General features: G+C 65.5%; 23 protein-coding genes and 1 tRNA gene. 11 read left to right on the top strand and 13 right to left on the bottom strand.

The window, feature by feature from the left end; genetic code table 11:
• Both EC839_RS13005 and EC839_RS13000 read right to left on the bottom strand, forming a co-directional pair.
• On the bottom strand, window positions 1–420 hold the full coding sequence (locus tag EC839_RS13005) for a serine protease (protein ID WP_132832627.1): 420 nt from the start codon (window positions 418–420) through the stop codon (window positions 1–3).
• Between the two features lie 124 nt (window positions 421–544).
• Window positions 545–620 (bottom strand) — tRNA-Thr (locus tag EC839_RS13000).
• Between the two features lie 117 nt (window positions 621–737).
• On the opposite strand from EC839_RS13000, the gene EC839_RS12995 reads away from it, so the two are divergent.
• Window positions 738–1,085 carry a hypothetical protein gene (locus EC839_RS12995; protein ID WP_027597345.1) on the top strand — a complete coding sequence of 116 codons (348 nt, stop codon included), beginning with the start codon at window positions 738–740 and terminating at the stop codon, window positions 1,083–1,085.
• Between the two features lie 152 nt (window positions 1,086–1,237).
• Here the strand turns inward: EC839_RS12995 and betA are convergent, their stop codons facing one another.
• From betA to betI, 3 genes are all read right to left on the bottom strand, one after another.
• Window positions 1,238–2,980, bottom strand: coding sequence for a choline dehydrogenase (betA, locus tag EC839_RS12990; protein ID WP_027597346.1), 1,743 nt, complete (start codon window positions 2,978–2,980; stop codon window positions 1,238–1,240).
• A gap of 89 nt (window positions 2,981–3,069) precedes the next feature.
• The gene (gene betB, locus EC839_RS12985) at window positions 3,070–4,542 is read right to left on the bottom strand and encodes a betaine-aldehyde dehydrogenase (protein ID WP_132832626.1); all 1,473 of its coding nucleotides are present in this window, start codon (window positions 4,540–4,542) and stop codon (window positions 3,070–3,072) included.
• Window positions 4,543–4,804: 262 nt separating this feature from the next.
• A complete protein-coding gene (gene betI, locus EC839_RS12980) occupies window positions 4,805–5,392 on the bottom strand; it encodes a transcriptional regulator BetI (protein WP_132832625.1) in 588 nt (195 codons plus the stop codon).
• A 195-nt stretch (window positions 5,393–5,587) separates the two neighbouring features.
• Here betI and EC839_RS12975 point away from each other — a divergent pair, with 195 nt between their 5' ends.
• The 3 genes from EC839_RS12975 to EC839_RS12965 all read left to right on the top strand — a co-directional run bounded on the left by EC839_RS12975 (window position 5,588) and on the right by EC839_RS12965 (window position 9,409).
• Window positions 5,588–5,998 carry a helix-turn-helix domain-containing protein gene (locus tag EC839_RS12975; protein ID WP_077171144.1) on the top strand — a complete coding sequence of 137 codons (411 nt, stop codon included), beginning with the start codon at window positions 5,588–5,590 and terminating at the stop codon, window positions 5,996–5,998.
• On the top strand, window positions 5,982–6,980 hold the full coding sequence (locus EC839_RS12970) for an LLM class flavin-dependent oxidoreductase (protein ID WP_132832624.1): 999 nt from the start codon (window positions 5,982–5,984) through the stop codon (window positions 6,978–6,980). Before EC839_RS12975 ends, EC839_RS12970 begins: the two co-directional genes overlap by 17 nt.
• A gap of 257 nt (window positions 6,981–7,237) precedes the next feature.
• Entirely contained in the window at window positions 7,238–9,409 is a 2,172-nt protein-coding gene (locus EC839_RS12965; RefSeq protein ID WP_132832623.1) for an ATP-binding protein, read from the top strand.
• 76 nt (window positions 9,410–9,485) lie between these two features.
• Here EC839_RS12965 and nfsB read toward each other — a convergent pair whose 3' ends face one another.
• Genes nfsB through EC839_RS12950 form a run of 3 tightly spaced genes read right to left on the bottom strand, consistent with a single transcriptional unit; the run spans window position 9,486 to window position 12,310 of the window.
• Entirely contained in the window at window positions 9,486–10,136 is a 651-nt protein-coding gene (nfsB, locus tag EC839_RS12960; RefSeq protein WP_132832622.1) for an oxygen-insensitive NAD(P)H nitroreductase, read from the bottom strand.
• An 18-nt stretch (window positions 10,137–10,154) separates the two neighbouring features.
• Window positions 10,155–11,303: an L-dopachrome tautomerase-related protein gene (locus EC839_RS12955; protein WP_132832621.1), complete on the bottom strand. Its 1,149-nt coding sequence runs from the start codon at window positions 11,301–11,303 to the stop codon at window positions 10,155–10,157.
• Window positions 11,303–12,310: a zinc-binding alcohol dehydrogenase family protein gene (locus EC839_RS12950; RefSeq protein ID WP_132832620.1), complete on the bottom strand. Its 1,008-nt coding sequence runs from the start codon at window positions 12,308–12,310 to the stop codon at window positions 11,303–11,305. Before EC839_RS12950 ends, EC839_RS12955 begins: the two co-directional genes overlap by 1 nt.
• 105 nt (window positions 12,311–12,415) lie before the next feature.
• Between EC839_RS12950 and EC839_RS12945 the strand changes: the two genes are divergently transcribed.
• Window positions 12,416–13,324 carry a LysR family transcriptional regulator gene (locus EC839_RS12945; RefSeq protein WP_132832619.1) on the top strand — a complete coding sequence of 303 codons (909 nt, stop codon included), beginning with the start codon at window positions 12,416–12,418 and terminating at the stop codon, window positions 13,322–13,324.
• 57 nt (window positions 13,325–13,381) lie between these two features.
• On the opposite strand, the gene EC839_RS12940 is transcribed toward EC839_RS12945, so the two are convergent.
• The 3 genes from EC839_RS12940 to EC839_RS12930 form a co-directional block, all read right to left on the bottom strand.
• Window positions 13,382–14,404: an alpha/beta hydrolase gene (locus EC839_RS12940; RefSeq protein WP_132832618.1), complete on the bottom strand. Its 1,023-nt coding sequence runs from the start codon at window positions 14,402–14,404 to the stop codon at window positions 13,382–13,384.
• A gap of 68 nt (window positions 14,405–14,472) precedes the next feature.
• Window positions 14,473–14,889: an organic hydroperoxide resistance protein gene (locus EC839_RS12935; RefSeq protein WP_132832617.1), complete on the bottom strand. Its 417-nt coding sequence runs from the start codon at window positions 14,887–14,889 to the stop codon at window positions 14,473–14,475.
• A 145-nt stretch (window positions 14,890–15,034) separates the two neighbouring features.
• A complete protein-coding gene (locus EC839_RS12930) occupies window positions 15,035–15,469 on the bottom strand; it encodes a MarR family winged helix-turn-helix transcriptional regulator (protein ID WP_132832616.1) in 435 nt (144 codons plus the stop codon).
• Window positions 15,470–15,557: 88 nt separating this feature from the next.
• Here EC839_RS12930 and EC839_RS12925 point away from each other — a divergent pair, with 88 nt between their 5' ends.
• Complete coding sequence (locus tag EC839_RS12925) at window positions 15,558–17,075, top strand: sigma-54-dependent transcriptional regulator (protein ID WP_132832615.1); 1,518 nt, start codon at window positions 15,558–15,560, stop codon at window positions 17,073–17,075.
• 18 nt (window positions 17,076–17,093) lie between these two features.
• On the opposite strand, the gene poxB is transcribed toward EC839_RS12925, so the two are convergent.
• Window positions 17,094–18,818, bottom strand: coding sequence for a ubiquinone-dependent pyruvate dehydrogenase (gene poxB / locus EC839_RS12920; protein ID WP_132832614.1), 1,725 nt, complete (start codon window positions 18,816–18,818; stop codon window positions 17,094–17,096).
• Between the two features lie 295 nt (window positions 18,819–19,113).
• Here poxB and vapB point away from each other — a divergent pair, with 295 nt between their 5' ends.
• The 5 genes from vapB to gcvT all read left to right on the top strand — a co-directional run bounded on the left by vapB (window position 19,114) and on the right by gcvT (window position 24,537).
• Window positions 19,114–19,344 (top strand): type II toxin-antitoxin system VapB family antitoxin, encoded by a 231-nt coding sequence (gene vapB, locus EC839_RS12915; protein WP_007159939.1) that lies wholly within the window; start codon window positions 19,114–19,116, stop codon window positions 19,342–19,344.
• Window positions 19,344–19,757, top strand: coding sequence for a tRNA(fMet)-specific endonuclease VapC (vapC, locus tag EC839_RS12910; protein ID WP_132832613.1), 414 nt, complete (start codon window positions 19,344–19,346; stop codon window positions 19,755–19,757). The genes vapB and vapC overlap by 1 nt, the downstream gene beginning before the upstream one ends.
• Window positions 19,758–20,053: 296 nt before the next feature.
• Window positions 20,054–20,422, top strand: a complete 369-nt coding sequence (gene gcvH / locus EC839_RS12905; protein ID WP_007159937.1) for a glycine cleavage system protein GcvH — start codon at window positions 20,054–20,056, stop codon at window positions 20,420–20,422.
• 7 nt (window positions 20,423–20,429) lie between these two features.
• A complete protein-coding gene (gene gcvP, locus EC839_RS12900; protein WP_132832612.1) occupies window positions 20,430–23,285 on the top strand; it encodes an aminomethyl-transferring glycine dehydrogenase in 2,856 nt (951 codons plus the stop codon).
• Between the two features lie 142 nt (window positions 23,286–23,427).
• Complete coding sequence (gcvT, locus tag EC839_RS12895) at window positions 23,428–24,537, top strand: glycine cleavage system aminomethyltransferase GcvT (protein WP_007159935.1); 1,110 nt, start codon at window positions 23,428–23,430, stop codon at window positions 24,535–24,537.
• A gap of 88 nt (window positions 24,538–24,625) precedes the next feature.
• Here the strand turns inward: gcvT and EC839_RS12890 are convergent, their stop codons facing one another.
• A complete protein-coding gene (locus EC839_RS12890; RefSeq protein ID WP_132832611.1) occupies window positions 24,626–25,240 on the bottom strand; it encodes a glutathione S-transferase in 615 nt (204 codons plus the stop codon).
• Window positions 25,241–25,265: the final 25 nt, after the last annotated feature.

The following is a 25,265-nucleotide window of genomic DNA, read 5'->3' as shown; positions in this document are numbered from 1 at the left end:
CTACCCCAGTACTGTGCCAGTCAGATCCGAGCCGGTAGTCGAGATACCCAGGATGCCGGTAGTCGCCCCGATGTTAGTGTCGAGGTTGATCAGCGCCAAATCGTGCCTGACCTCTTCATAACTCGGAACATGATCGCCATTCTTGTCCCAGTTGCTGGAATAGCCGGACCAGCTGCGGGCCGCATAGGTGCCTAGAGGCGCGGAAAAAGAAGTGGAATTGATGTAGGCGCCCGGCGTGACTGTGACACTGACCGCCTGTCCACCATATCGATCGTCGTAGATCACATGGAGCGCTGTGAGGACGTCGTTATTGCCGACGACCGTTCCTGAGCCCCTGGTTACAGTGCCATCGGGAAAAATGCTTTGGATGAACGCAATTTCACGATAGGGAGACGTGGAGCGATCCTTGACAAGGAACATGGCGGGCCGCAGCGGTAGGTGATTTCCAGGTCATCATACAGACCCAGGTCTTGCCGCTACATGTTGCAGGCATGCGTTCCATCCGCTAGACAAAACCGTCTGGCATACAGGGATACAAAGAAGATGGTGCCGGCACCAGGAGTCGAACCCGGGACCTACTGATTACAAGTCAGTTGCTCTACCAGCTGAGCTATACCGGCAAGGGGACGCCATTATAGCCATGGGAAAGCCCTTGTAAACCAAGGATGTGCGGCGGTTAAGGCTCGCGTAAGCCAGCTGCGGCTAAAATGACGCAAAGAGCTTGCGAGGAGCCGCTGATGAGAACCAAAACCCTGGCCTTCCTGGCCGCTGCCCTGGCCGGTTGCACCAGCCAGGCGAATCTTGAACGCAATCCGCCCATGGAGCTGCGCACCGGCAAGAGTGCCGAGGACTATCGCACCTGCCTGGTGACCGGTCTGGAGAAGGATGGGCGACATGTGCTGGTCCAGCCGCAGGGCAGCAGTGGGCAGCGCGTACTGGTGGACAGCAAGGTGCCGGGCGCCACGGCGGCCATCATCGACATCGGGTCGGCGTCGCGCGGTACTCGCATCCAGTTGCGCGAGCAGATGGCCAACAATCCATTGCGCCCGCGGACCATTCTGACGGCGGTGAAGGATTGTCTGTGAAGTGAGGGGGGAAGGCGGCCCTCACTCCGGCCCTTTCCCTGAGGGAGAGGGGGAAGAGCGGGCTGTCTTGCTGAGCCCCTTGCGGGCGATTCGAAGAGCCAGATACAAGAAGGGCGCCCGAGGGCGCCCTTCTTGCGTTCGACTGCCTGGGATCAGGCGGCCGGCTGGTTGCGGCGCTGCGGGACCGGCTCGGCGGCGCGCTGGCCGTTGACGTCACGCAGCGGGGTACCCCGTACCGGGGCGCCGTTGGCGACGTAGTAGGCGGCATTGCTGCGCGGCAGCGGGGCGCGACCGCGGATTTTGTCGGCGATCTTCTCGGCGATCATGATGGTCGGGGCGTTGAGGTTGCCCGTCGCGATGATCGGCATGATGGAGGCGTCCACCACGCGCAGGCCTTCCAGGCCGTGCACCCGGCCGGCGCCGTCGACCACCGCCATGTCGTCGGTACCCATCTTGTTGGAGCAGGACGGGTGATAGGCGGTCTCGGCGTGGGAGCGCACGAAGGCGTCCAGCTGGGCGTCGGTCACGCAGTCACGGCCTGGGTTGATCTCTTCGCCACGATAGGGATCCAGCGCCGGCTGCTGCATGATCTCGCGGGTCAGGCGGATGCCATCGCGGAATTCCCGCCAGTCCTGCTCGGTGCTCATGTAGTTGAACAGGATGCTCGGGTGCTGGCGCGGATCGCGCGAGGTCAGTTCGATGCGGCCACGGCTGGGCGAGCGCATGGAGCCGACGTGGGCCTGGAAGCCATGGGCCTCGATGGCGTTGGTGCCGTTGTAATTGATGGCGATTGGCAGGAAGTGGTACTGGATGTTGGGCCAGTCGAATTCTTCGCTGGAGCGGATGAAGCCGCCCGCCTCGAAGTGATTGCTGGCGCCCAGGCCGGTGCCCTTGAGCATCCATTCCAGACCGATCTGCGGCTGGTTGTACCACTTCAGCGCCGGGTACAGCGAGACCGGCTGCTTGCACTCGTACTGCAGGTACATCTCCAGGTGGTCCTGCAGATTCTGGCCGACGCCGGGCAGGTCGTGGACCAGCGGGATGTCGAAGCGCCGCAGCAGCGGTGCGGGGCCGACGCCGGAGCGCTGCAGGATCTGCGGCGAGGCGATGGCGCCAGCGCAGAGCAGGACTTCACGGCGGGCGCGCACGGTGATGGCTTCCAGCGAATCGCCCTTCATGTAGGCGACGCCATTGGCGCGCTTGCCCTCGAAGAGGATGCGATCGGTGGTGGCGTGGGTGACGATGGTCAGGTTCGGTCGGCCCTTGGCCTGATCCAGATAGCCGCGTGCGGTGCTGGAGCGACGGCCATTCGGGGTAACGAAGCGGTCCATCGGGCCGAAGCCTTCCTGCTGGTAGCCGTTGAGGTCTTCGGTGCGCGGATAGCCCGCCTGGACACCGGCTTCGACCATGGCTTCGAACAGGGGGTTGGTGTTCGGCTTGGCGGTGGTCACCGAGACCGGGCCGTCGCCGCCGTGCCAGTCGTTGGCACCGGCGTCACGCTTCTCGGCCTTGCGGAAGTAGGGCAGGCAGTCGAGATAGGTCCAGTCGTCCAGACCGTCGAGTTGCGCCCAGTTGTCATAGTCCAGGGCGTTGCCGCGGATGTAGCACATGCCGTTGATCAGCGAGGAGCCGCCCAAGCCCTTGCCGCGACCGCATTCCATCCGGCGGTTGTCCATGTGCGGCTCGGGCTCGGTCTGGTAGGCCCAGTTGTACTGCTTGCCCTGCAGCGGATAGGCGAGGGCGGCCGGCATCTGGGTGCGGAAGTCCAGGCGGTAGTCGGGGCCGCCGGCTTCCAGCAGCAGGACGGTGACGTCCTTGTCTTCGGTCAGCCGGGTGGCCAGGACGTTGCCGGCCGAACCGGCGCCTATGACGATGTAATCGAATTCGTGTGCCATGAAGATTCTCCTCCTGACGGCGGGCGGGGTCCGGCCCCATCCCCGGGCCCTCTCCTGTGGAGAGGGGAGAAAAGCGCTGCTAAAGCGGCTTAGAAGATCGAGGCGTAATCGCCCATCTCGACCTGCACCGACTTGATGCGGGTGTAGTGGCCGAGGGTGGTGAGGCCGTTCTCGCGACCAACGCCGGAGTGCTTGTATCCACCCACCGGCATCTCGGCGGGCGATTCACCCCAGGTGTTGATCCAGCAGATACCGGCTTCCAGGCGGTGGATCATGCGGTGGGCGCGGGCCAGGTCACGGGTGACCACGCCGGCCGCCAGGCCGTACTCGGTGTCGTTGGCGCGGCGCACCACCTCGTCCTCGTCGGCATAGGCCAGGATGCTCATGACCGGGCCGAAGATCTCTTCGCGGGCGATGGTCATGTCGTCACGGCAATCGGTGAAGACGGTGGGGGCGACGAAGTTGCCCTTGGCCAGTTCGCCCTGGGTGACGCGCTCGCCACCGGTGAGCAGGCGGGCGCCTTCGGCCTGGCCCTGGGCGATGTAGCCCAGCACCTTTTCCATGTGCGGGGTGCTGACCAGCGGCCCGAAGTTGGTTTCGGCGACCAGCGGATCGCCCAGCTTGATGCGCTTGACCCGCTCCACCACCTTGGCCTCGAAGTCGGCCTTGAGCGCCTGGGGCACGAAGACGCGGGTGCCGTTGGTGCAGACCTGGCCGGAGCTGAAGAAGTTGGCCATGACGGCGATGTCGGCGGCGCGATCCAGGTCGGCGTCATCGCAGACGATCAGCGGCGACTTGCCGCCCAGTTCCATGGTGACTTCCTTGAGGGTCGAGCCGGCGGCGCTGGCCATGACCTTCTTGCCGGTAGCGACACCGCCGGTAAAGGAGATCTTCTCGATGCCGGGATGCTCGGTCAGGGCCACGCCGACCTCCGGGCCGACGCCATTGACCACGTTGAAGACGCCATCGGGCAGACCGGCCTCGGTGTAGATCTCGGCCAGCTTCAGCGCGGTCAGCGGGGTGACTTCGCTGGGCTTGAAGATCATGGCGTTGCCAGCGGCCAGGGCCGGGGCGGACTTCCATAGGGCGATCTGGATTGGGTAGTTCCAGGCGCCGATGCCGGCGACCACGCCCAGCGGTTCGCGGCGGGTATAGACGAAGGAGGTCTCGCGCAGCGGGATCTGCTCGCCTTCCAGGGCCGGCACGAGGCCCGCGTAGTACTCGAGCACGTCGGCGCCGGTCACGATGTCCACGGCCTGGGTCTCGGACAGGGCCTTGCCGGTGTCGAGGGTTTCCAGCAGCGCCAGCTCGTCGTTGCGCTCGCGCAGGATGTCCACGGCCTTGCGCAGGATGCGCGAGCGCTGCATGGCGGTCATCGCGGCCCAGACCTTCTGGCCAGCAGCAGCAGCGGCCACTGCCTTGTCCACATCGGCACGGCTGGCGCTCTGCACCGTGGCGAGCACCTCGCCGGTGGCGGGATTTAGGGTTTCGAAGGTGGCACCACCGGTGGCGGCGACATAACGGCCACCGATGTACAGCTGCTGTTCGGCGAAACGGGCCATGGACGTTCTCCCAATCTGGGCGGGCGCCGTGGCACCCGCAAGGAACACAGGGGGCGCGAAAGAAAGGTCTCTCTGCGCCAGCGATGAATCCAGTCTACTTAATTTTTATTGAACGTTCAATCAATGAAAAATTCACAGGTATGCCGAAACGGGGCGATGTGCGGCCCAGAGCGGTTCTGTCGAGGCGGGGAGGGGGCAGGAAAGGCGGGAGGAAACCCCGGCCGGAGCGAGCCGGGTCGGGGCGGGAACAGTCAGGGAAGGGTCAGGCCTTGGCCAGTTGCAGGTCCAGGTAGTCGTAGGCGATCTGCAGGGCCTGCTGGGTGTTGAAGGTGTCGCCGGAAAGGGCGCCGCGCAGCCAAAGACCATCAATGATGGCGGCCAGCCCCTTGGCCGAGGCGCGGGCCTGCTCATGGGGCAGGAGGCGCCGGAATTGCCAGCAGAGGTTGGAGTAGAGGCGCAGGTCGTTGATGCGTTGCAGCCGCCGCAGATTGGGCTGGTGCATGCTGGTGGCCCAGAAGGCCAGCCAGGTCTTCATGGCCGGGCCGCTGACCTGGGTGTCGTCGAAGTTGCCCTGGATGATGGCGCGCAGGTTGGCGGCGGGATCATCACCCGGCAGGGCGGCGCGGCGGTCGCGCACGGCCTGGCGCAGGGCATTCATCAGATGCCGCATGGTAGCTTCGAGCAGGCCGTTCTTGTCCTGGAAGTAGTGGCTGATGATGCCGTTGGAGACCCCGGCCTTGCGGGCGATGAAGGCGATACTGGCGTCGCCCATGCCGACTTCGTCGACGGCTTCGAGGGTCGCGGCAATGAGCTGCGAACGGCGGATGGGCTGCATCCCGACCTTGGGCACGAGGCATCTCCTGAACAGAGCGGAAGGAACCTCGGAGGGTAACTATTTTTTATTGAACGTTCAATCAATAAAAACGGTCACGACCATCTGGATTGTGCCCTGGCTTGCTCGGCTATACCAGTCCTGACGGGTGGTTACTTTTAATAACCGCCCGAAAGGCGTAGGCTGGGAGCCAGTTCTGCTTCGAGGATCGCCATGGACGCCGTGGTCAGTCGTATCTCCAGTCGTCGCCGCCTGCATGCCCACGCCTGTCCCATCAGGGACGTGCTGGATCGGATCGGCGATGCCTGGTCCTTGCTCACGCTCTTTACCCTGGAACCCGGCCCGCTGCGCTTCAACGAATTGCGCCGGCGGGTCGACGGCATTTCCCAGCGCATGCTCAGCGTGACCCTGCGTCAGCTGGAGCGTGACGGCCTGGTGTCCCGCACGGTGACGCCGACCAAGCCGCCCCAGGTGGAATACGCCCTCACCGAACTGGGCCAGAGCCTGATGGTGCCGGTGGGCGCCCTGGCCGCCTGGGCCTCCGCGAAGCAGCCTCTCATTCAGCGCCACAGGGCGGCCTACGATCAGGTCGCCGAGGAGAACCCTGATGACCCGTCTCGCTAAGACCGCCCTGTCGGTCCTTGACCTCGCTCCCATCCGTGACGATGGCGATGCCGCCCAGGCGCTGCACAACGCCCTGGACCTGGCGCGCCACGTGGAGCAACTCGGCTTTTCCCGCTACTGGGTCGCCGAGCACCACAACATGGACGGTATCGCCAGCTCCGCGACCGCCGTGCTGCTGGGCTATCTGGCCGCTGGCACCAGCACCCTGCGACTGGGCTCGGGCGGCATCATGCTGCCCAACCATGCGCCGCTGGTGGTGGCCGAGCAGTTTGGCACCCTGGCCTCACTGTATCCGGGCCGCATTGAACTTGGCCTGGGTCGCGCGCCGGGCTCGGATCAGCGCACCGCCTATGCCCTGCGCCGCGATCGCCTGGGCAGCTCCGACGACTTCCCGCGGGACGTGGAAGAGCTGCAGCACTACTTCGGGCCGCAGCAGCCGGGGCAGGGCGTGATCGCCATGCCGGGTGCGGGCACCGAGGTGCCGATCTGGCTCCTGGGCTCGAGCCTGTTCAGCGCCCAGCTGGCGGCGGCCAAGGGCCTGCCCTATGCCTTCGCCTCGCACTTCGCGCCGCGCTACGTGCACGAGGCGATCCGTCTCTATCGCGAGAACTTCAAGCCGTCCAAGGTGCTCGATCGCCCCTATGTGATGCTCGGGGTGCCCCTGGTGGCCGCCGATAGCGACGATGAGGCCAACTACCTGGCCACCACCGTCTACCAGCGCATCCTCGCCCTGTTCCGCGGCGACAGCCTGCGCCTGCAGCCGCCTGTGCGCAGCATGGAAGGAGTCTGGTTGCCCCATGAGAAGGAATCGGTGTCGAGTTTCCTCGGCATGGCAGTGATCGGCGGTCCGGACAAGGTCCGTGAGCGTCTGGAGCTGTTGCTGGAGAAGACCGACGCCGATGAGCTGATCTTTACCTGCGATGTCTACGAGCAGGCGGACCGGTTGCGCGCCTTCTCGATACTGGCGGATCTGAAAGGCTAGGGTTTTCGCGGGTGTATAGCGTAGCGGTTGGTACAGCGGGGTTGGCGCCCCGCACCGCCGTCACCGCTGCAGCTCAACAAGGGGTGCTCGATTTTTTGTCCGCGACTTTTCCGCACATAGCGGGCGACTGAGCGAAAAAGCCTGACCGTGCAGGAACCCGTCTCAAGAAACCGTGCCTGTAGTTTTATACATAGCGCCTGGTGGTTGGTACGCCGTTATTCGATCGGTAACCCCGCCAGGCAAGGGAACGGTTATTGATGTCTTCTGTGCAGATACTTCTTCGTCAACGGACGGCACTGGCCAAGTTTGGGGAGCTGGCACTTAAGGGAAACGATCTGGATGAAATCCTTCACCAGGCATGTTGCCTCGTCAGCGAGGCGCTGGATACACCACTGGCGAAGGTCATGGAGCTTCAGCCCGATGGCAAAAACCTCCTGGTCCGCAGCGGCGTCGGTTGGAAACCGGGTGTAGTTGGACACGAGCTTGTGCCCGCTAAAAAGCATTCTTCCGAAGGCTTTGCGCTACAAACGGGTGAGCCGATCATTTCGAAAGACATCAACACCGAGGATCGTTTCGATTACCCGCAGTTCCTGAAGGAACATGGCGTCCGGGCGTTGGTGAATGTCATCATCCTTGGGCCAGACGGCCAGCCGCCCTTTGGCTTGCTGGAGGTCGATAGCACCGTCAAGCGTGAGTTTTCGCCAGACGATATCGACTTTTTACGGACCTACGCCAACCTGCTGGGAGCGACCGTCGATCGCCTTAGCAAGGTTCAGACACTCGAGCGCTCCGAGGCCGAGCTGCGCGAGCGTGAGGCACAGTATCGCGCCGCGACCGTACTCAATCCGCAGATACCCTGGACCGCTGATGCACAGGGGCTTGTCGATTCTTTCGACGATCGCTGGTTGGCGCTCACTGGCCGCTCGCGAGAAGCATTACTAGGCGAAGGTTGGGTTCAGGTGCCTCATCCTGATCATCGGGAGCGTATGCAGCAGGCCTGGCAACACTCCCTAGCATCCGGCGCCGCCTACGATACGCGTGCCCGTCTTCAGACGGCCAGCGGCGATTACGGCTGGTATCGCGTCAGGGCATTTGCTCAAACTGACGAGCACGGTCAGCGCCAGCGGTGGTACGGCACGGTTGAGGATATTCAGGAGCGAATGGACCTCGAATCGGCCTTGGTCCACTGGAACGAGACGCTGGAAGAACGGGTGCGCGACCGCACGTCTGCTTTGGAGCAGGAGCAAGCAGAGCGGGCCGTGACCGAGGAAAAGCTACGCCAGAGCCAGAAGATGGAAGCCGTCGGCCAACTCACCGGCGGTATTGCGCATGACTTCAACAATATGTTGGCCGGTGTGATTTCCAGCCTGGAATTACTCCAGTTGCGAATCGCCAGAGGCCGTCTGGGTGATCTGGATCGCTACATCATCCTAGCCCTGACCTCTGCTAACCGGGCCGCGGGTCTTACGCAGCGCCTCCTGGCCTTTTCCCGGCAGCAGCGCCTGGAGCCAAAAGATCTGCAGGCCAGTCTCTTGGTTAGCGAACTGGAAGATCTGATCCGGCGTACCGTCGGGCCTGGAATCCGTTTTGAAATCCTGATCGGGGACACAGGGTTCATTCATTGTGATCCCAATCAGCTCGAAAATGCTCTGTTGAATCTTGCCATCAATGCACGCGATGCGATGCCGAACGGCGGGGTACTGACTCTCGAAACGAAGCGGGTTTCAATCGAACCTCACTATGGGGAATCGAGGGATTTGCCGATAGGCGACTATCTCAAGATCAGTCTGACGGATACCGGAGCTGGTATGTCGCCTGAGACCCTCGCTCGGGTATTCGAACCGTTCTTTACGACCAAGCCGTTGGGGGAAGGCACCGGACTTGGGTTGTCCATGGTCTTTGGCTTCATGGAGCAGTCCGGCGGTCAGATCCGAGTGCACAGTCAGATGGGCGAAGGCACATCTGTTAGCCTGTTTTTCCCCCGCGGTCGCAATGGCACTGAACGGTTTGATACGTCAGCTAAGGCTGATCCTGATGCCTGCCCAACCGGTGATGGTGAGCGGATTCTGGTGGTCGATGACGAGCCGGTGGTACGCAAGACCATGGCCGCCGCGTTGAGAGAATTCGGTTATCAGGTAACTGAAGCAGCCGATGGCGCCTCTGCGCTCGCGAAGTTCAAGCAGGCGCCCGATATTCAGGTCTTGGTGACCGACATCGGACTGGCCGGAGGAATGTCGGGCAAAGCTCTGTACAGCCAACTGGTGGCTTTGCGTCCCGAACTCAGAGTGCTGTTCGTCAGTGGTTTTGCCGGTCCGCTGTTTGAAGAGGGTCTGCCGGGCCAGGCGTTCCAGCTGGCCAAGCCTTTCACAATGACTGAGTTCAGCCAGTGCGTAAGCCAATTGGTGCGCTCAATGTACAACCCGCGATAGCCTCAGGACAGCACATGAGCGAGGACACCTCGTGGAGGCGTCCTCTTCAGGCTGGCTCAGTCAGCCACGTGCAGCCTCAATCGAGGAAGGTGAAGACCTGCTCGCGGGTCAGGCGGGACTTGGGCAGGGCGGCGTTGAAGTCGCTTTCGCCGCGATAGCCCAGGCCGACCACCACCAGGGCGGTATAGCCCTGTTCGCGCAGGCCCAGTTCCTGGTCCAGGCTGTTGGCGTCGAAGCCTTCCATGGGTGTGGCATCGATGCCCAGGGCGGCGGCGCCCAGCAGCAGGGTGCCCAGCGCCAGATAGGTCTGCTTCTCCATCCAGTGCTGCACGTCCTTGCGCTCATAGCGATGCAGATCGACGAAGTGACGGCGGGTACCGTCCTGGGTGGCGCGCGCCTCGGGCTTGGCGAAGCGGCCGTCCTGAGCTTCCTGCTCCAGTACCTGGGCCAGATGGCCTTCGGTCATTTCCAGGCGGGTGCAGAGCACGATGACGTGGGAGGCCGGCAGCACCTTGGGCTCGTTGTAGGGGCTCTGCATGCCACGGGCGATGCGGGCCTTGGCCTCGGCGCTGGCAGCGACCACGAAGTGCCACGGCTGAGAGTTGACCGAGGAGGGCGCCTGGCGCAGCAGCTCCAGCAATTCCTCGACCTGTTCGGCCGGGATGCTGCGGGAGCCATCGAAGGCCTTGGTGGTGTAGCGGGTACGGGCGATCTGGGACAGCTGCATGGATAACTCCTGATCGGATCAGTGGGTAGGGGCTGGCTGGGCGTCGATCTTGACGCGGAACAGGCTGTAGGGCTTCTGGCGCAGGTCCTGGCCACCGTGGAACTGGGCCTGGCGGTGAAGCTGGTTGGCGGTGAAATAGAGGTAGCCGTCTGGGCCGATGCTGAAGGTGTCGGGCCAGAGCACGCGGGGATCATGGACCAGGGCCTTCCAGCTGCCGTCGGCCTGGCGCTGGCGCACGGCGTTGTGCTCGTAGTCGCCGGCATAGACGCGACCCTGGGCATCGGCTTCGAGGCCGTCGGACGCACCCTTTTCGCCGAGATCCTGCACCCCGGCGCGCACCTGGGCCTCGCTCGCCTTGGGATCACGCAGCAGGGCGGTGGGCACGGCATAGAGGTGGCGGCTGGACAGCGGGCTGAAGTAGAGCGTGCCGCCGTCCGGCGACAGGGCGATGCCGTCGCTGGCGATGGCCGGTCGGACCTTGCTGCCATCGGGGCGCTGCATCAGCAGCGGCTCGCCTTCCACCACCGGGACGAAGCTGGGGTCGACGTTGGCCTGGGGCGCGCCGGTCAGGCGACGCTGGGCCTGGCCGGTGGCGAGGTCGAGGATGATCAGGCCGCCGGGAGGCGCCGAGTCGGTGACATAGGCCACCCCGGCGCGACCGACGCGAAAGTCGAAGCGCACGTCGTTGACGTAGCTGTTGGGTTCGAGCACTGAGGCCGGGAAGACCAGGGTCCTGGCGACCTTGTTGGTCTTGAGGTCGATGGCCACCAGCTTGGCGCCGCCAGCCTTGGGCGCGGCAAAGCCCGGTGCGGCGGTGTCCAGCACCCAGAGGTGTCCGCGACCATCGGCCACCACGCTCTGCACGCTGATGAAGCCCTTGCCCGGCTCGCCCGGGGTCTCGACATTGAGTGCGGCGTCCGGGTAGGGCACCGCCTTGCCGTCCTTGAGCTCAGCCACCGTGAAGGGCACCGCGTCGCCCCAGCGGGGATAGTTGACGAAGATCCGCCCGGTCTCGCTGACGGTGACCCCGGTGGGCATGGCGTCCTGGAAGGCGAAGACCTGCTCCAGGTGGCCGAGGGTGTGCTCCTGAGGCAGCGGCGCCGCCTGGGCGGTCAGGCTACCCGCGGCCAGGGTGACGGCGAGCGTCAGGGCACTGAGGCGGGGCATCAGAACCCCTCCAGCACGAGCTTGCCGCGCGCCTGATGGCTTTCCAGCTGGGCATGGGCGCGGCGCAGGTTGGCGGCATCGATCCGGCCCAGGTGTTCGCCCAGGGTGGTCTTGAGGGTGCCCTGGTCGATCAGGCCGGCGACGCGTTCGAGGATCTCGTGCTGGCGTACCTTGTCCGGGGTCTGAAACAGCGAGCGGGTAAACATCAATTCCCAGTGCAGCGACAGCGACTTGGCCTTCATCGGCACCACGTCGAGCTGCGCAGGATCGTCGATCACACCCAGGCGACCCTGGGGCCGCAGGACATCCACCAGCTGGGTGAAATGCACATCGGTATGGGTGAGGCTGGCCACCAGGGTCACGCCGTCCAAACCCAGGGCTTCGAGCTGGGGACGCAGCGGCTGGTGGTGGTCGATGACGTGGTGGGCGCCGAGGGTGCGCACCCAGTCCTGGGTTTCCTGGCGCGAGGCGGTACCTATCACCGTCAGCTCGGTGAGCTGGCGGGCCAGCTGCACCAGCACGGAGCCAACGCCGCCCGCCGCGCCCATCACCAGCAGCTGTTGGCCAGCGCCGCCGCCTTCGGTTGCGCCCAGACGGTCGAACAGCAGTTCCCAGGCGGTGATGGCGGTCAGCGGCAGGGCCGCGGCTTGGGCGTGATCCAGGCGCTTGGGCTTGTGACCGACCAGGTGTTCGTCGACCAGGTGCAGCTCGCTGTTGCAGCCGGGGCGGAACAGCTCGCCGGCGTAGTAGACCTCGTCACCCACGGCGAAGCGGCTGACGGCGCTGCCCACGGCGCGGACCACGCCAGAGACGTCCCAGCCCAGTACCTTGGACTCGCGCTGCACCAGGCCCTGGCGCACCTTGGTGTCGACTGGATTGACCGACACGGCGCGGACTTCCACTAGGAGATCATGGGCCTCGGGCGTAGGGTCGGGCAGCACCGCGTCCTGCAGGGCACGGGGATCGCTGGCAGGCAGGGTGGTGTCACCGTGGACGATGGCTTTCATGGGCGGGTTCCTTTGTACGATAAGAAGACGTAGGCCCATGGTCGTCTTCATGCTCGACCGGAAAAAGCGGCAGAATCGGATAGCACCTTCACTACAGGAGTGAAAATGATCCGCTTCGACGACCTCGGCCTCTTCGTGCGCTCCGCCGCCCTCGGCAGCTTTTCCCGCACAGCCCGCGAGGCAGACCTCTTGCCGGGCCAGGTAAGCGCCGCCATTGGCCGGCTGGAGCGCGAACTGGGCATCCGCCTGTTCGCCCGCTCGACCCGCAGCCTGCGACTGACCGCCGAGGGCGAGGCCTATCTGCCCTATGCCCGGGACGTGCTGGAGACCTTGCGCGAGGGGCGCGAGCGGCTGCAGGGCGAGAGTCCCGAGTTGCGCGGAGTGCTGCAGGTGGCGGCGCCTTCGGATCTGGGGCGCAATCTCTTGCTGCCTTGGCTGGCCGAGTTTCGTCAGCGCCATCCCGGCCTGACCCTCAGGCTCTACGTCTCGGACCAGCAGGCCGACGTCTATCGCGATCCGGTGGACATCGCCATCCGCTACGGGCGCAGCCAGGACGATAGTCTGGTGGCGCTGCCGCTGGCCCCGGACAATCGCCGCCTGCTGGCGGCGGCGCCAGCCTATCTGGCCCGCCAGGGTGCGCCGCGCAGCCTGGACGAGCTGGCCGGGCACGCCTGCCTGCTCTATCAGCTACATGGCCGTACCTATGACAAATGGAGCTTTCCACAGGCCGACGGCGGCCTGCGCCAGGTGGCCGTCAGCGGCCCCCTGCAAAGCGACGATGCCGAGGTGGTGCGGCGCTGGGCCGTCGCCGGGGAGGGCATCGTCTACAAGTCCTGGCTGGACATGCGCGACGATCTGCAGAGTGGTCGGCTGGTGCGGCTGCTGCCCGAGCAGCCCGGCGAGCCGTTGCCGCTGCAGCTGTTCTGCCCGCACCGGCGGCAATTCTCGCCGGCGGTGCGGCAGCTGCACGGCTGGCTGGCGGGACGCTTCGCGGCCTTGGGCGAGCAGCCCTGAAACGAAAAAGGGGGTGGCGCCGCGAACGGAACCACCCCCTTGGGTACCGCGCCTGCCTTACTGCAGGTGCTGCTTGAGCAACTGGCCGGCCTGGGTCAGCGCAGCCTGGACCTCGGGTACCTTGGCCAGGGCGTTGAGCAGGCCATAGTCGTGGATCATGCCGTTGTAGCGCACCTGGACGACATCGACGCCGGCGGCGTTGAGCTTGCGGGCATAGGCCTCGCCCTCGTCTCGCAGCACGTCGTTCTCGGCGGTCTGCACCAGCGCCGGCGGCAGACCCTTGAGCTGGGCCTCGCTGGCCCGCAACGGCGAGGCGTAGATGTTGGCGCGCTCGGTCTCACTGGTGGTGTAGTTGTCCCAGAACCACTTCATCATGTTGCGGGTCAGGAAGCGGCCCTCGGCATAGGTCTGGTAGGAGCCGTTGTCGAAGCTCGCATCGGTCACCGGCCAGAACAGCACCTGGTAACGCAGCTTGGGCGTGCCCTTGTCCTTGGCCATCAGGCTGACCACCGCGGCCATGTTGCCGCCGACGCTGTTGCCGGCCACCGCCAGGCGACTACCGTCGACATCGATGTCCTTGCCGTGCTCGGCCACCCACTGGGTCGCGGCATAGGCCTGGTTGATGGCTACCGGGAAGTGGGCTTCCGGACTCGGGGTGTAGTTGACGAACACCGCCGTGGCGCCGGAGGCCACCACCAGGTCACGCACCAGGCGCTGGTGGGTGGGGAAGTCGCCCAGCACCCAGCCGCCGCCGTGGAAGAACATGAAGGCCGGTGTCTGCCCCTTGGCGTTCGCCGGGCGGACGATGGTCAGCTGCAGCGGCTTGCCGTCGACCTGGATGGTCTTTTCACGGGTCTTGACCCCCGCGAGATCGACCTTGACGCCGGACTGGGCGCCGGCCAGCACCGCGCGGGCGTCCTTGGTGCTCAAGGTTTCCAGCGGTTTGCCACCGCTGCCGTTCAGAGCGTCGACGAAGCCCTGGGTGGTGCGTTCCAAGGCGGGATCGGGCTGGGGCGCGGCGAAGGCGCCCAGGGCCAGGGTGAGCGCGGAAAGACCAAGCAGGCGAGAGACGGTACGCATGACAGATGACTCCTCGAACGGAAAGGACCGGGCGCCTCGGCTGAAGCGCCTGGGTAATACCGCGACCCTTAGGCCAGGGTCAGGTGTACGTCGACGTTGCCGCGGGTGGCGTTGGAGTAGGGGCAGACCTGGTGGGCCTTCTCGATCAGGTCTTCGGCCACGGCGCGCTCCAGGCCCGGCAGGCTGATGACCAGCTCGACGTCCAGGGCGAAGCCGGTGGGGATCGGGCCGATGCCGACCTTGGCGGTGACACTGACGTCAGCCGGCATGGCGATCTTTTCCTTGGCGCCGACAAACTTGAGCGCGCCGATGAAGCAGGCCGAGTAGCCGGCGGCGAAGAGTTGCTCGGGATTGGTGCCGGCACCCCCGGCGCCGCCCAGCGCCTTGGGCGTGGACAGCTGCACGTCCAGGGCCTTGTCGCTGCTGCTGGAGCGGCCGTCACGGCCACCGGTGCTGGTTGCGGAAGCGGTATAGAGGATGTTCATGGCGTGCTCCTTTTTAGGTATCGCGATAACTGTTTGCTCGGACGTTGCCCGAAGGAATCGCCCGGGGACGGATTTAAGTTATCGCGATATTTATTATCGCGCAAATACATTTTCAGGAGCAGCCGACCAGCGGCGGCGAAGGGGGCTAACGCTCCAGCTTCGCTCTCAGGGTCATCAGATTTTCGCGCAGCGCATTCATCTGGGCATCGCCCAGCGCGCAATAGCTGCTGATGGTGCCGTTGATCTCCCGGGCCCGCTCACGCAGGGCGCGACCAGGCTCGGTGAGTTCGATGGACAGGTTGCGCTCGTCCTCGGCATTGCGCTGCCGGGTCACGTAGCCCTCGGCTTCCAGGCGCTTGAGCACCGGGGTCAGGGCCCCGGAGTCCTGGTGCAGCCGACGCGCCAACTCCTTGAGCGGCAGCCGATCGTTTTCCCACAGCACCAGCATCATCAGGTACTGCGGATAGGTCAGGCCCACCTCTTCGAGCAGCGGCTTGTACACCTTGGTCATGGCCAGTGAGGTGGAGTACAGCGCGAAGCACAGCTGCTGATCGAGAAGAAGGGGGTCTTTATTGTTCATCGCGGTCCCGCCTAGGTAAATGAGAAGTGATTCTACCCCGAGCATTTGGGTAGCATTAGTCCTTTCGCTCTCAGACCCCAGGGTTTCCATGCGTATCCATGTGTCGTTCATCGATCGTGTCGGCATCACCCAGGAAGTCCTGGCGCTGCTCGGTGCCCGCAATCTCAACCTGGACGCCGTGGAGATGGTGCCGCCCAACGTCTACATCGATGCGCCAACCCTGAGCGCGACGGTGCTGGAAGAATTACGCGCCGCCCTGCTGACCGTGGTGGGGGTGGAGGCGGTGCGGGTGGTGGACATCCTGCCCGGCCAGCGCCGCTCCCTGCAGCTCGACGCGCTGCTCGCCGCCATGGCCGATCCGGTGCTGGCGGTGGACGGCGAGGGCCGCATCCTGCTGGCCAATCCAGCCTTTGCCGCCCTGGCCGGGGAGGGCGCCGGCAACACCCTGGCCGAACTCTTCAATGACAGCGAATTGTCCACCGAGCTGCTGGACCAGGGCTTTCGCCTGCCCCTGCGTGAGGTGGTGCTGCGCGGCCAGGCGCTGCTGCTGGACGCCACCCCCATCGGCGAACCCGTGGGCGGCCTGGCCGGTGGCCTGCTGACCCTCTATGCCCCCAGCCGCATCGGCGGCCGCCTCTCGGCACTGCGCCACGACACCCCCGAGGGCTTCGATTCGCTGCTCGGCGACTGCGCCGCCATCCGCACCCTCAAGGCCCGCGCCCAGCGCCTGGCCGCCCTGGAGGCGCCGCTGCTGATCCTCGGCGAGACCGGCACCGGCAAGGAACTGGTGGCACGCGCCTGCCATGCGGCCAGTGCGCGGCGCGAGGCGCCCTTTCTGGCGCTGAACTGCGCGGCCCTGCCGGAAAGCCTCGCCGAGAGCGAATTGTTCGGCTATGCCCCGGGCGCCTTTACCGGCGCCCAGCGCGGCGGCAAGCCGGGCCTGCTGGAACTGGCCGACCAGGGCACGGTGTTTCTCGACGAAGTCGGCGAGATGTCGCCCTATCTGCAGGCCAAGCTGCTGAGATTTCTCTCCGATGGCACCTTCCGCCGCGTTGGCGGGGCCCAGGAAACCCAGGTCAACGTGCGCATCCTCGCCGCCACCCATCGCGACCTGCAGGCCATGGTCGCCGCCGGCACCTTTCGCGAAGACCTCTTCTATCGCCTCAATGTGCTCAGCCTGCAGGTGCCGGCACTGCGCGAGCGGGGCCAGGACATCCTGCTGCTGGCAAGGCACTTCCTGCAGCAGGCCTGTGCCCAGATCGGCCGACCGCCGTGTCGCCTGGCGCCGGCTACCTATGGCGTGCTGCTGGGCAACGCCTGGCCGGGTAACGTACGGCAGTTGCAGAACATCCTCTTTCGCGCCGCCGCCATCAGCGAGAGTGGCCAGATCGATGTCGATGACCTCGACCTGGCCGGCACTGCGGTATCGGGGCAGGTCGAGACCGAGGTCAGCACCCTGGAGGCCGCCGTCCAGGGTTACGAGGCGGCGCTGCTGGAGCGGCTCTATCCGCAGTATCCGTCCAGTCGCCAGTTGGCCGCGCGCCTGCAGACCTCTCACTCGGCCATCGCCATGCGCCTGCGGCGTTACGGCATCCCGCGGCGCTGAAGTCCGCGGGCGTTTAGATCAGCGCAGGACGTTGGTCTTGGCCAGATCCACCACCTCGCTGCCGCGACCACTCATCACCGCGCGCAGCATGTAGAGGCTGAAGCCCTTGGCCTGGGCGGCCTCGATCTTTGGCGGCAGCGACAGCTCCTGCTTAGCGATGCGCACATCCACCAGCGCCGGGCCGGGATGGGCGAAAGCCTCTTCCAGAGTGGCGTCGAGCAGACTGGCCGATTCCACCTTCCAGCCGCGCACGCCGCAGGCCTCGGCCACCTGGGCGAAGTCGACGGCGGCGAGATCCGTGGTGTCGTCGATCATGCCAGCGGCCTTCATCTCCATGGCGACGAAGCCCAGGGTGGCGTTGTCGTAGACGATGACCTTGACCGGCAGCTTCTCGCTGGCCAGGGTCGCCAGTTCGCCGAGCAGCATGGACAGTCCGCCGTCGCCGGCCAGCGCCACCACCTGGCGGTCGGGATAGGCCGCCTGCAGACCCATGGCCTGGGGCAGGGCATTGGCCATGGAGCCATGGGTAAAGGAGCCGGCCAGCTTGCGCTCGAAATTCATCGCCAGGTAGCGCGCCGCCCACACCGTGGGAGTGCCGACGTCGCAGGTGAAGAGGGCATCCGCTGCGGCCAGTTCGCTGACGCGGGTGGTGAGGTACTGCGGATGCAGCGGCTCGCCATCGGCGGTGGCGGTGGCCAGTTCGTCCAGCTCGGCGCGGGTCTTGCGGTAGTGCTGCTGGGCCTTTTCCAGGAAGCGGCTGTGGCTGTTGGGCCGGAGTCGCGGCAGCAGGGCGTCGAGGGTGGCGCGAACATCGCCCACCAAGCCCTTGAGCAGCGGGGTGCGCACGCCCAGGTGAGCTCCGCGCACGTCGATCTGCACCACCCGGCCGTGATCCGGGAAGAAGTTGCGATAGGGGAAGTTGCTGCCCAGCATCAGCAGCAGGTCGCATTCCTTGAGCGCGTGATAGCCGGACGAAAAGCCGATCAGTCCGGTCATGCCCACGCCATAGGGATTGGAATACTCGATATGGGCCTTGCCGCGCAGCGCATGGACCACTGGGGCCTGCAGGCGCTCGGCCAGGGCCACCACCTGGGCATGGGCACCGGCGCAACCGGCGCCGCAGAGCAGGGTGATGCGCTTTTCCCCGGCCAGCAATTCGGCCAGGGCGTCCAGCTCGGCGTCCGGCGGCACCACCACCGGACGCACCGGCTCGCTCCACTGGGCCTCCTTGATCGGCGCCTCGGCCAGGGCCACGTCGCCGGGAATCACCACCACCGACACCGAACGATTGAGGATGGCCGAGCGCATGGCGGTCTCGAGGATGCGCGGCAGCTGCTCGGGATGGGAGACCACCTCGCAGAAGTCGCTGCAGTCGCGGAACAGCCGCTCCGGATGGGTCTCCTGGAAATAGCCCAGGCCGATCTCGCTGGAAGGAATCTGGGCGGCAATGGCCAGCACCGGCGCGCCGCTGCGCTGGGCGTCGAACAGGCCGTTGATCAGGTGCAGGTTGCCCGGACCGCAGGAGCCGGCGCAGACCGCCAGGCGTCCGCTGGTATCGGCCGCGGCACTGGCAGCGAAGGCCGCGGCTTCTTCATGCCGCACGCCGCGCCAGCGGATGCGATCACGCTTGCGCAGGCTTTCGGTGAGGCCGTTGAGCGAATCGCCCGGCAGGCCCCAGATGGTGTCCACACCGGCGGCTTCGAGGGTGGCAACGAGCAGATCGGCAACGGTTTTCACAGCCATGACAAAGACTCCAGGCAAGGGTGGGGGGGCAGAGCCGCTTGGCAGAGGTCTTGTTGTGCCTTCTTGGTCCGACGAAGCGGGGCGGAAGTTCGCGTCGGGTGCTCTTGTCCGAATCTGGCCTCAGGCTCCGGTGACGTTCCTGCCTCCAGCGTTCTTGCTCAGGCTTCGCCAGGTGCCATCTACGCGGAGAGCGCTTTGCCAGCCGTGTCGCCCGACGCCGAGAGCGTGCCGATTGACAGATCCAGCCTTGTCCTTAATATGGGATATACAGCTGATATATCCCAGGAGACCGATCGTGGATCAAGGTGCCGTATTTCAAAGCAATCGCAGTCAGGCGGTGAGACTGCCAAAGGCGGTTGCCCTGCCCGAAGATGTGAAGCGCGTCGATGTGGTTGCTGTCGGCCGCACGAGGATCATTACCCCGGCTGGGGAATCCTGGGATTCCTGGTTCGAGGGAGAGGGTGTCACGGCGGATTTCATGGCGGAACGGGACCAGCCCGCCGAGCAGGAGCGCGAAGGCTTCTGATGCTCAAGTTCATGCTCGACACCAATACCTGCATCTTCGCCATCAAGAACCGACCGGTGTCGGTTCGCGAGGCCTTCACTCGGCACCAGGGACAGTTGTGCATCAGTACGATCACCCTGATGGAGCTGATCTATGGTGCGGAAAAGTCCTCCAGCCCGGAGCGTAACCTGGCGGTGATCGAAGGCTTCGCCGCGCGTCTAGAGGTGTTGAAGTACGGACACGAAGCCGCGGCGCACACCGGGCAGTTGCGTGCCGAATTGGCCAGACTAGGTCAGCCAATCGGTCCCTACGATCAGATGATCGCGGGACATGCGCGCTCCCTGGGCCTGATCGTGGTCACCAACAACCGCCGCGAGTTTGACCGGGTGCCAGGCTTGCGCGTTGAAGACTGGGTTACCGCTGCAGGGAATTAGCGAGCAAGACGCTTGATCCGCCTTTGTCTGCATCATGAATAAGCAGCAGCCTGCTCCATAACGTACAGCCCAGCTGTAGGACCCAGGAGCCTGGCTAATTTCGTAACGATTTCGATACGACGTTTGTTAATCGATACGGCTGTAGCGGGGTAGCGGGTCAGTTGTAACGATTACGCTACAGCGCAATGCGGGTTCTTTAGCTAAACCCTTGAAAACACTGGCCTTTACTCCTGGCATCGCCCTTGCAATAACAGACCCATCTATCCATCAGGACAAAGGTCCGCAGGAGTCTGGCAATGGGTCTGCGCTATACCGAAGAACACGAATGGCTGCGTCAGGAAGCCGATGGCAGCATCACCGTCGGCATCACCGACTATGCTCAGGACTCCCTGGGCGACCTGGTCTTCGTGCAACTGCCGGAGCTGCGCAGCTACGCCCAGGGTGATGAGGTCGCGGTGCTGGAGTCGGTCAAGGCCGCCAGCAACATCACCATGCCGCTGGACGGCGAGGTGCTGGCCGTCAACGAGGCGCTCAACGATGCGCCCGAGACCATCAACAGCGATCCGCTGAACGCCGGCTGGTTCTTCCGCTTCCAGCCCGCCAATGCCGAAGCCTTCGCCGCGCTGCTCGACGAAGCCGCCTATCAGCAACTGATCAAGGGGTAAGACCGCCATGTCGCTGCACGACACCCTCAGCACCGCCGACGAATTCGTTCCGCGCCACATCGGTCCGCGCGAGCTCGACGAGATCGCCATGCTGAATCTGCTCGGCTACGAATCTCTGGATGCCATGACCGCTCAGGTGATCCCCGAGAGCATCAAGGGCACCAGCGTGCTGGATCTGCCCGCCGGGCTGTCCGAAGCCGACGCCCTGGCCGAGCTGCGCACCATCGCCGGCAAGAATCGCCTGCTCAAGAGCCTGATCGGCCAGGGCTACTACAACACCCACACCCCGGCGCCGATCCTGCGCAACCTGCTGGAAAATCCGGCCTGGTACACCGCCTACACCCCCTACCAGCCGGAGATCTCCCAGGGTCGCCTGGAAGCCCTGCTCAACTTCCAGACGCTGATCGGCGACCTCACCGGCATGCCGGTGGCCAACGCCTCGCTGCTGGACGAGGGCACCGCTGCCGCCGAGGCCATGACGTTCTGCAAACGTCTGGCGAAAAACAAGGCCACTGCCTTCTTCGCCTCCGTGCACTGCCATCCGCAGACCCTGGACGTCCTGCGCACCCGTGCCGAGCCCCTGGGCATCGAGGTGGTGGTGGGCGTTGAAACCGAGATCGAGGACCACGGCCGATTCTTTGGCGCCCTGTTCCAGTACCCCATGACCACCGGCGAGATCCGTGACTACCGTGAGAGCATCCAGGCCTTCCAGGCCGCCGGTGCTCTGGTGGCCATGGCCGCCGACCTGCTGGCCCTGACCCTGCTCACCCCGCCCGGCGAACTGGGCGCGGACGTGGCCATCGGCACCGCCCAGCGCTTTGGCGTACCGCTCGGTTTCGGCGGTCCCCACGCGGCGTACTTCGCCACGCAAGACAAGTACAAGCGCGACATGCCCGGGCGCGTCGTCGGCGTCTCCATCGACCGCCACGGCAACCCGGCCTATCGCCTGGCGCTGCAGACCCGCGAGCAGCACATCCGCCGCGAGAAGGCCACCAGTAACATCTGCACCGCCCAGGTCCTGCTGGCCAACATCGCCAGCATGTACGCGGTCTACCACGGTCCCGAGGGCCTGACCCGCATCGCCACCCGGGTGCAGCGCCTGACCAGCCTCCTGGCCGCCGGCCTGCAGCGCCTGGGCCACGAGACCCAGCACACCGCCTTCGACACCCTGACCCTAGTGTTCGGTGCGCGCACCGCCGCCCTGCACGAGGCCGCTCGTGCCCGTGGCTACAACCTGCGCGAAGTCAGTGCCGAGGCCCTGGGCGTGTCCCTGGACGAGACCAGCACCCTGGCCGACGTCCAGGCGCTGCTGGAGATCCTGGCGGACGGCAAGCCCGCCCCTCAGGTCGCCGAGCTAGGCGATGCCCAGGGTGTGGAAGTGCCCGCGGCGCTGCAGCGTCAATCGACCTTCCTGACTCATCCGGTGTTCGCCAGCCATCGTTCCGAGACCGAGCTGATGCGCTACCTGCGCAAGCTCGCCGACAAGGACCTGGCCCTGGATCGCACCATGATTCCGCTGGGTTCCTGCACCATGAAGCTCAACGCCGCCAGCGAGATGATCCCGGTCACCTGGGCCGAATTCGGTGGTATCCACCCCTTCGCGCCGGCCGATCAGGCCGAGGGCTATGCCCAGCTCACTACCGAACTGGAAGCCATGCTCTGCGCCGCTACCGGCTACGATGCCGTCTCCCTGCAGCCCAATGCCGGCTCCCAGGGCGAGTACGCCGGCCTCCTGGCCATCCGCGCCTATCACGCGAGCCGCGGTCAGGGCGAGCGTGACGTCTGCCTGATCCCGGCCTCGGCCCACGGCACCAATCCGGCCACCGCCAGCATGGTCGACATGCGCGTGGTGGTGGTGGCCTGTGACAAGCGCGGCAACGTCGATCTCGACGACCTGCGTGCCAAGGCCGAGCAGCACAGCGAGCGCCTGGCCGCGCTGATGATCACCTATCCGTCTACCCACGGGGTGTTCGAAGAGGCCATCCGCGAGATCTGCCAGGTGGTCCATGACCACGGCGGCCAGGTCTATATCGACGGTGCCAACATGAACGCCATGGTCGGTCTCTGCGCCCCAGGGCAGTTCGGCGGCGACGTCTCCCATCTCAACCTGCACAAGACCTTCTGCATCCCCCATGGCGGCGGCGGTCCGGGCGTCGGCCCCATCGGCGTCAAGGCGCACCTGGCGCCCTTCCTGCCCGGCCATGCCCGGCTGGAACGCAAGGAAGGCGCGGTCTGCGCAGCGCCCTATGGCAGCGCCAGCATCCTGCCGATCTCCTGGATGTACCTGAAGATGATGGGCAGCGCCGGTCTGACTCGCGCCTCCCAGGTGGCCATCCTCAGCGCCAACTACATTGCTCGCCGGCTGGAAGAGCACTACCCGGTGCTCTACAGCGGCACCGGTGGCCTGGTGGCCCACGAGTGCATCCTCGACCTGCGTCCGCTCAAGGACAGCAGCGGCGTGACCGTGGACGACGTGGCCAAGCGCCTGATCGACTTCGGCTTCCATGCGCCGACCATGTCCTTCCCGGTGGCCGGCACCCTGATGATCGAGCCCACCGAGAGCGAGTCCAAGCAGGAACTGGATCGCTTCTGCGACGCCATGATCGCCATCCGCGAAGAGATCCGCGCCCTGGAAGCCGGCACCCTGGATCCCCAGGACAACCCGCTGAAGAACGCGCCCCATACCGCGCGTGAACTGGCGGGCGAGTGGACTCACCCCTACAGCCGCGAGCAGGCGGTCTTCCCGCTGCCGAGCCTGGTGGACGGCAAGTACTGGCCGCCGGTGGCGCGCATCGACAACGTCTACGGCGATCGCAACCTGGTCTGCTCCTGCCCGCCGATCGAGGCCTACGGCGAGGCCTGACCCTCACCCCCGGCCCTTCTCCCTCAGGGAGGGGCTGGGGGGAGGGATGACCCGATCACCCACGTCGCGACCCCATAGCCCAGCGCTGTCCCGTTCCCTTTGCCTGGAGCGCGACAGCCGCCACCCGACACGGAGCCCCACCATGTCCCTGCTCAAGACTTCGCTGCACGCCCTGCACCTGGAACTCGGCGCCCGCATGGTGCCCTTCGCCGGCTATGAGATGCCGGTGCAATACCCGCTCGGCGTGCTCAAGGAGCACCAGCACACCCGCGCCCAGGCCGGGTTGTTCGATGTGTCCCACATGGGCCAGGTCATGCTCGAAGGCGAAGAGGCCGCCGAGGCGCTGGAGACCTTGGTACCGGTCGACATCATCGACCTCCCCAGCGGCATGCAGCGCTATGCCCTGCTGACCGACGACAACGGCGGCATCCTCGACGACCTCATGGTCGCCAACCTGGGCGACTGCCTCTACCTGGTGGTCAACGCCGCCTGCAAGGAAGCCGACCTCGCCCACCTGGAAAAGCACCTGGGCGATCGCTGCCAGGTGCTGCCGCAGTTCGATCGCGCCCTGTTGGCCCTGCAAGGACCCGCCGCTGCCGCGGTGCTGGCGCGCCTGGCGCCGGAGGTGGCCGAGATGACCTTCATGCAGGTCCGCCGTGTCAAGCTGCTGGACCAGCCCTGCATCGTCAGTCGCAGCGGGTATACCGGCGAAGACGGCTACGAGATCTCGGTGCCCAGCGCCGCGGCCGAGGCCCTGGCCCGCCGCCTGCTGGCCGAGCCGGAAGTCGAGGCCATCGGCCTGGGCGCCCGTGACTCCCTGCGCCTGGAAGCCGGTCTGTGCCTCTATGGCCATGACATGGACGCCGGCACCACGCCGGTGATGGCCAACCTGGGGTGGGCGCTCTCCAAGGTGCGTCGTGAAGGCAATGGTCGCGCCGGCGGTTTCCCCGGTGCCGAGCGCATCTTCGCCGAACAGCGCGACGGCGTGAGCCGCAAGCGCGTCGGCCTGCTGGTGCAGGAGCGGGTGCCGGTGCGCGAGGGTGCGGAGCTGGTGGATGCCAACGGCGCCAGCATCGGTCGTGTCACCAGTGGCGGCTTCGGCCCGACCCTGGGGGCGCCGGTGGCCATGGGGTATGTCGACAGCAACTTCGCCGCCCTGGATACCCAGTTGTTCGCCGTGGTGCGCGGCAAGCAGGTGCCGGTCAAGGTCGCCAAGACCCCCTTCGTACCGCAGCGGTATTACCGCGGCTGATCTGAGTGTTGGGCTTCGCGTTGCTCAACCCAATCTACGGCCATGCTCTCGTAGGTTGGGTTGAGCGCCAGCGAAGCCCAGCAACTCCTCACGTCAGCGGATAATCGCGAAACACCGACAGGGCCTCCGCCTCGGCGGTCAGGGCCTCCAGCGTCGGGTAGTTACGCCGTTCGATCAGCCCGGGCAGGGCGAAGTGCAGGAAGGTCCAGGCCACCGCTGTGTCGATGGCGTCCTGGCCGATACTGTCTTCACCCAGCGGCGGACGCGGGCCCAGCCAGGCCTTGTCCAGGGCGCCACAGGCCGCGCGCAACTGCCCCTCCACGCGCTGCTGCCAGGGTGCATGACGTTTCTCTTCCGGTCGCAGGTCACGCTCGTACACCAGCTGCACCGCCTTCTCTGACAGGGCCAGCGCCAGGCCGCTGCGACTGAGAGCGGTCGCCCGAGCCGCGTGGCCGCTTGGCAGCAATTGCCGACTGCCGCAGGCGAGATGCTGGGCATAGTTCAGAATCAGCGACGAATCCATCAACCGCTGGCCGTCCAGGCAGATCAGAGTGGGCGCCTTGAGCACCGGATTGAAGCTGCGAAAGCGCTCGACCTCACGAAACAGCGAGATCTGGCGCAGCTCGAAGGGCAGAACCAGCAGGCGAAGGGAGATCGCGACCCGCCGCACATAGGGGGAGTCGAGCATGCCAATGAGTTGCATGGGGGGCGTCCTGTCAGAAAGAGTG

It is taken from the genome of Pseudomonas sp. JUb52 (genome assembly GCF_004341115.1).
Taxonomy (GTDB): domain Bacteria; phylum Pseudomonadota; class Gammaproteobacteria; order Pseudomonadales; family Pseudomonadaceae; genus Chryseomonas; species Chryseomonas oryzihabitans.
The sequence above is the reverse complement of the archived record's forward strand: the minus strand, read 5'-3'. Positions and strand labels throughout refer to the sequence as shown.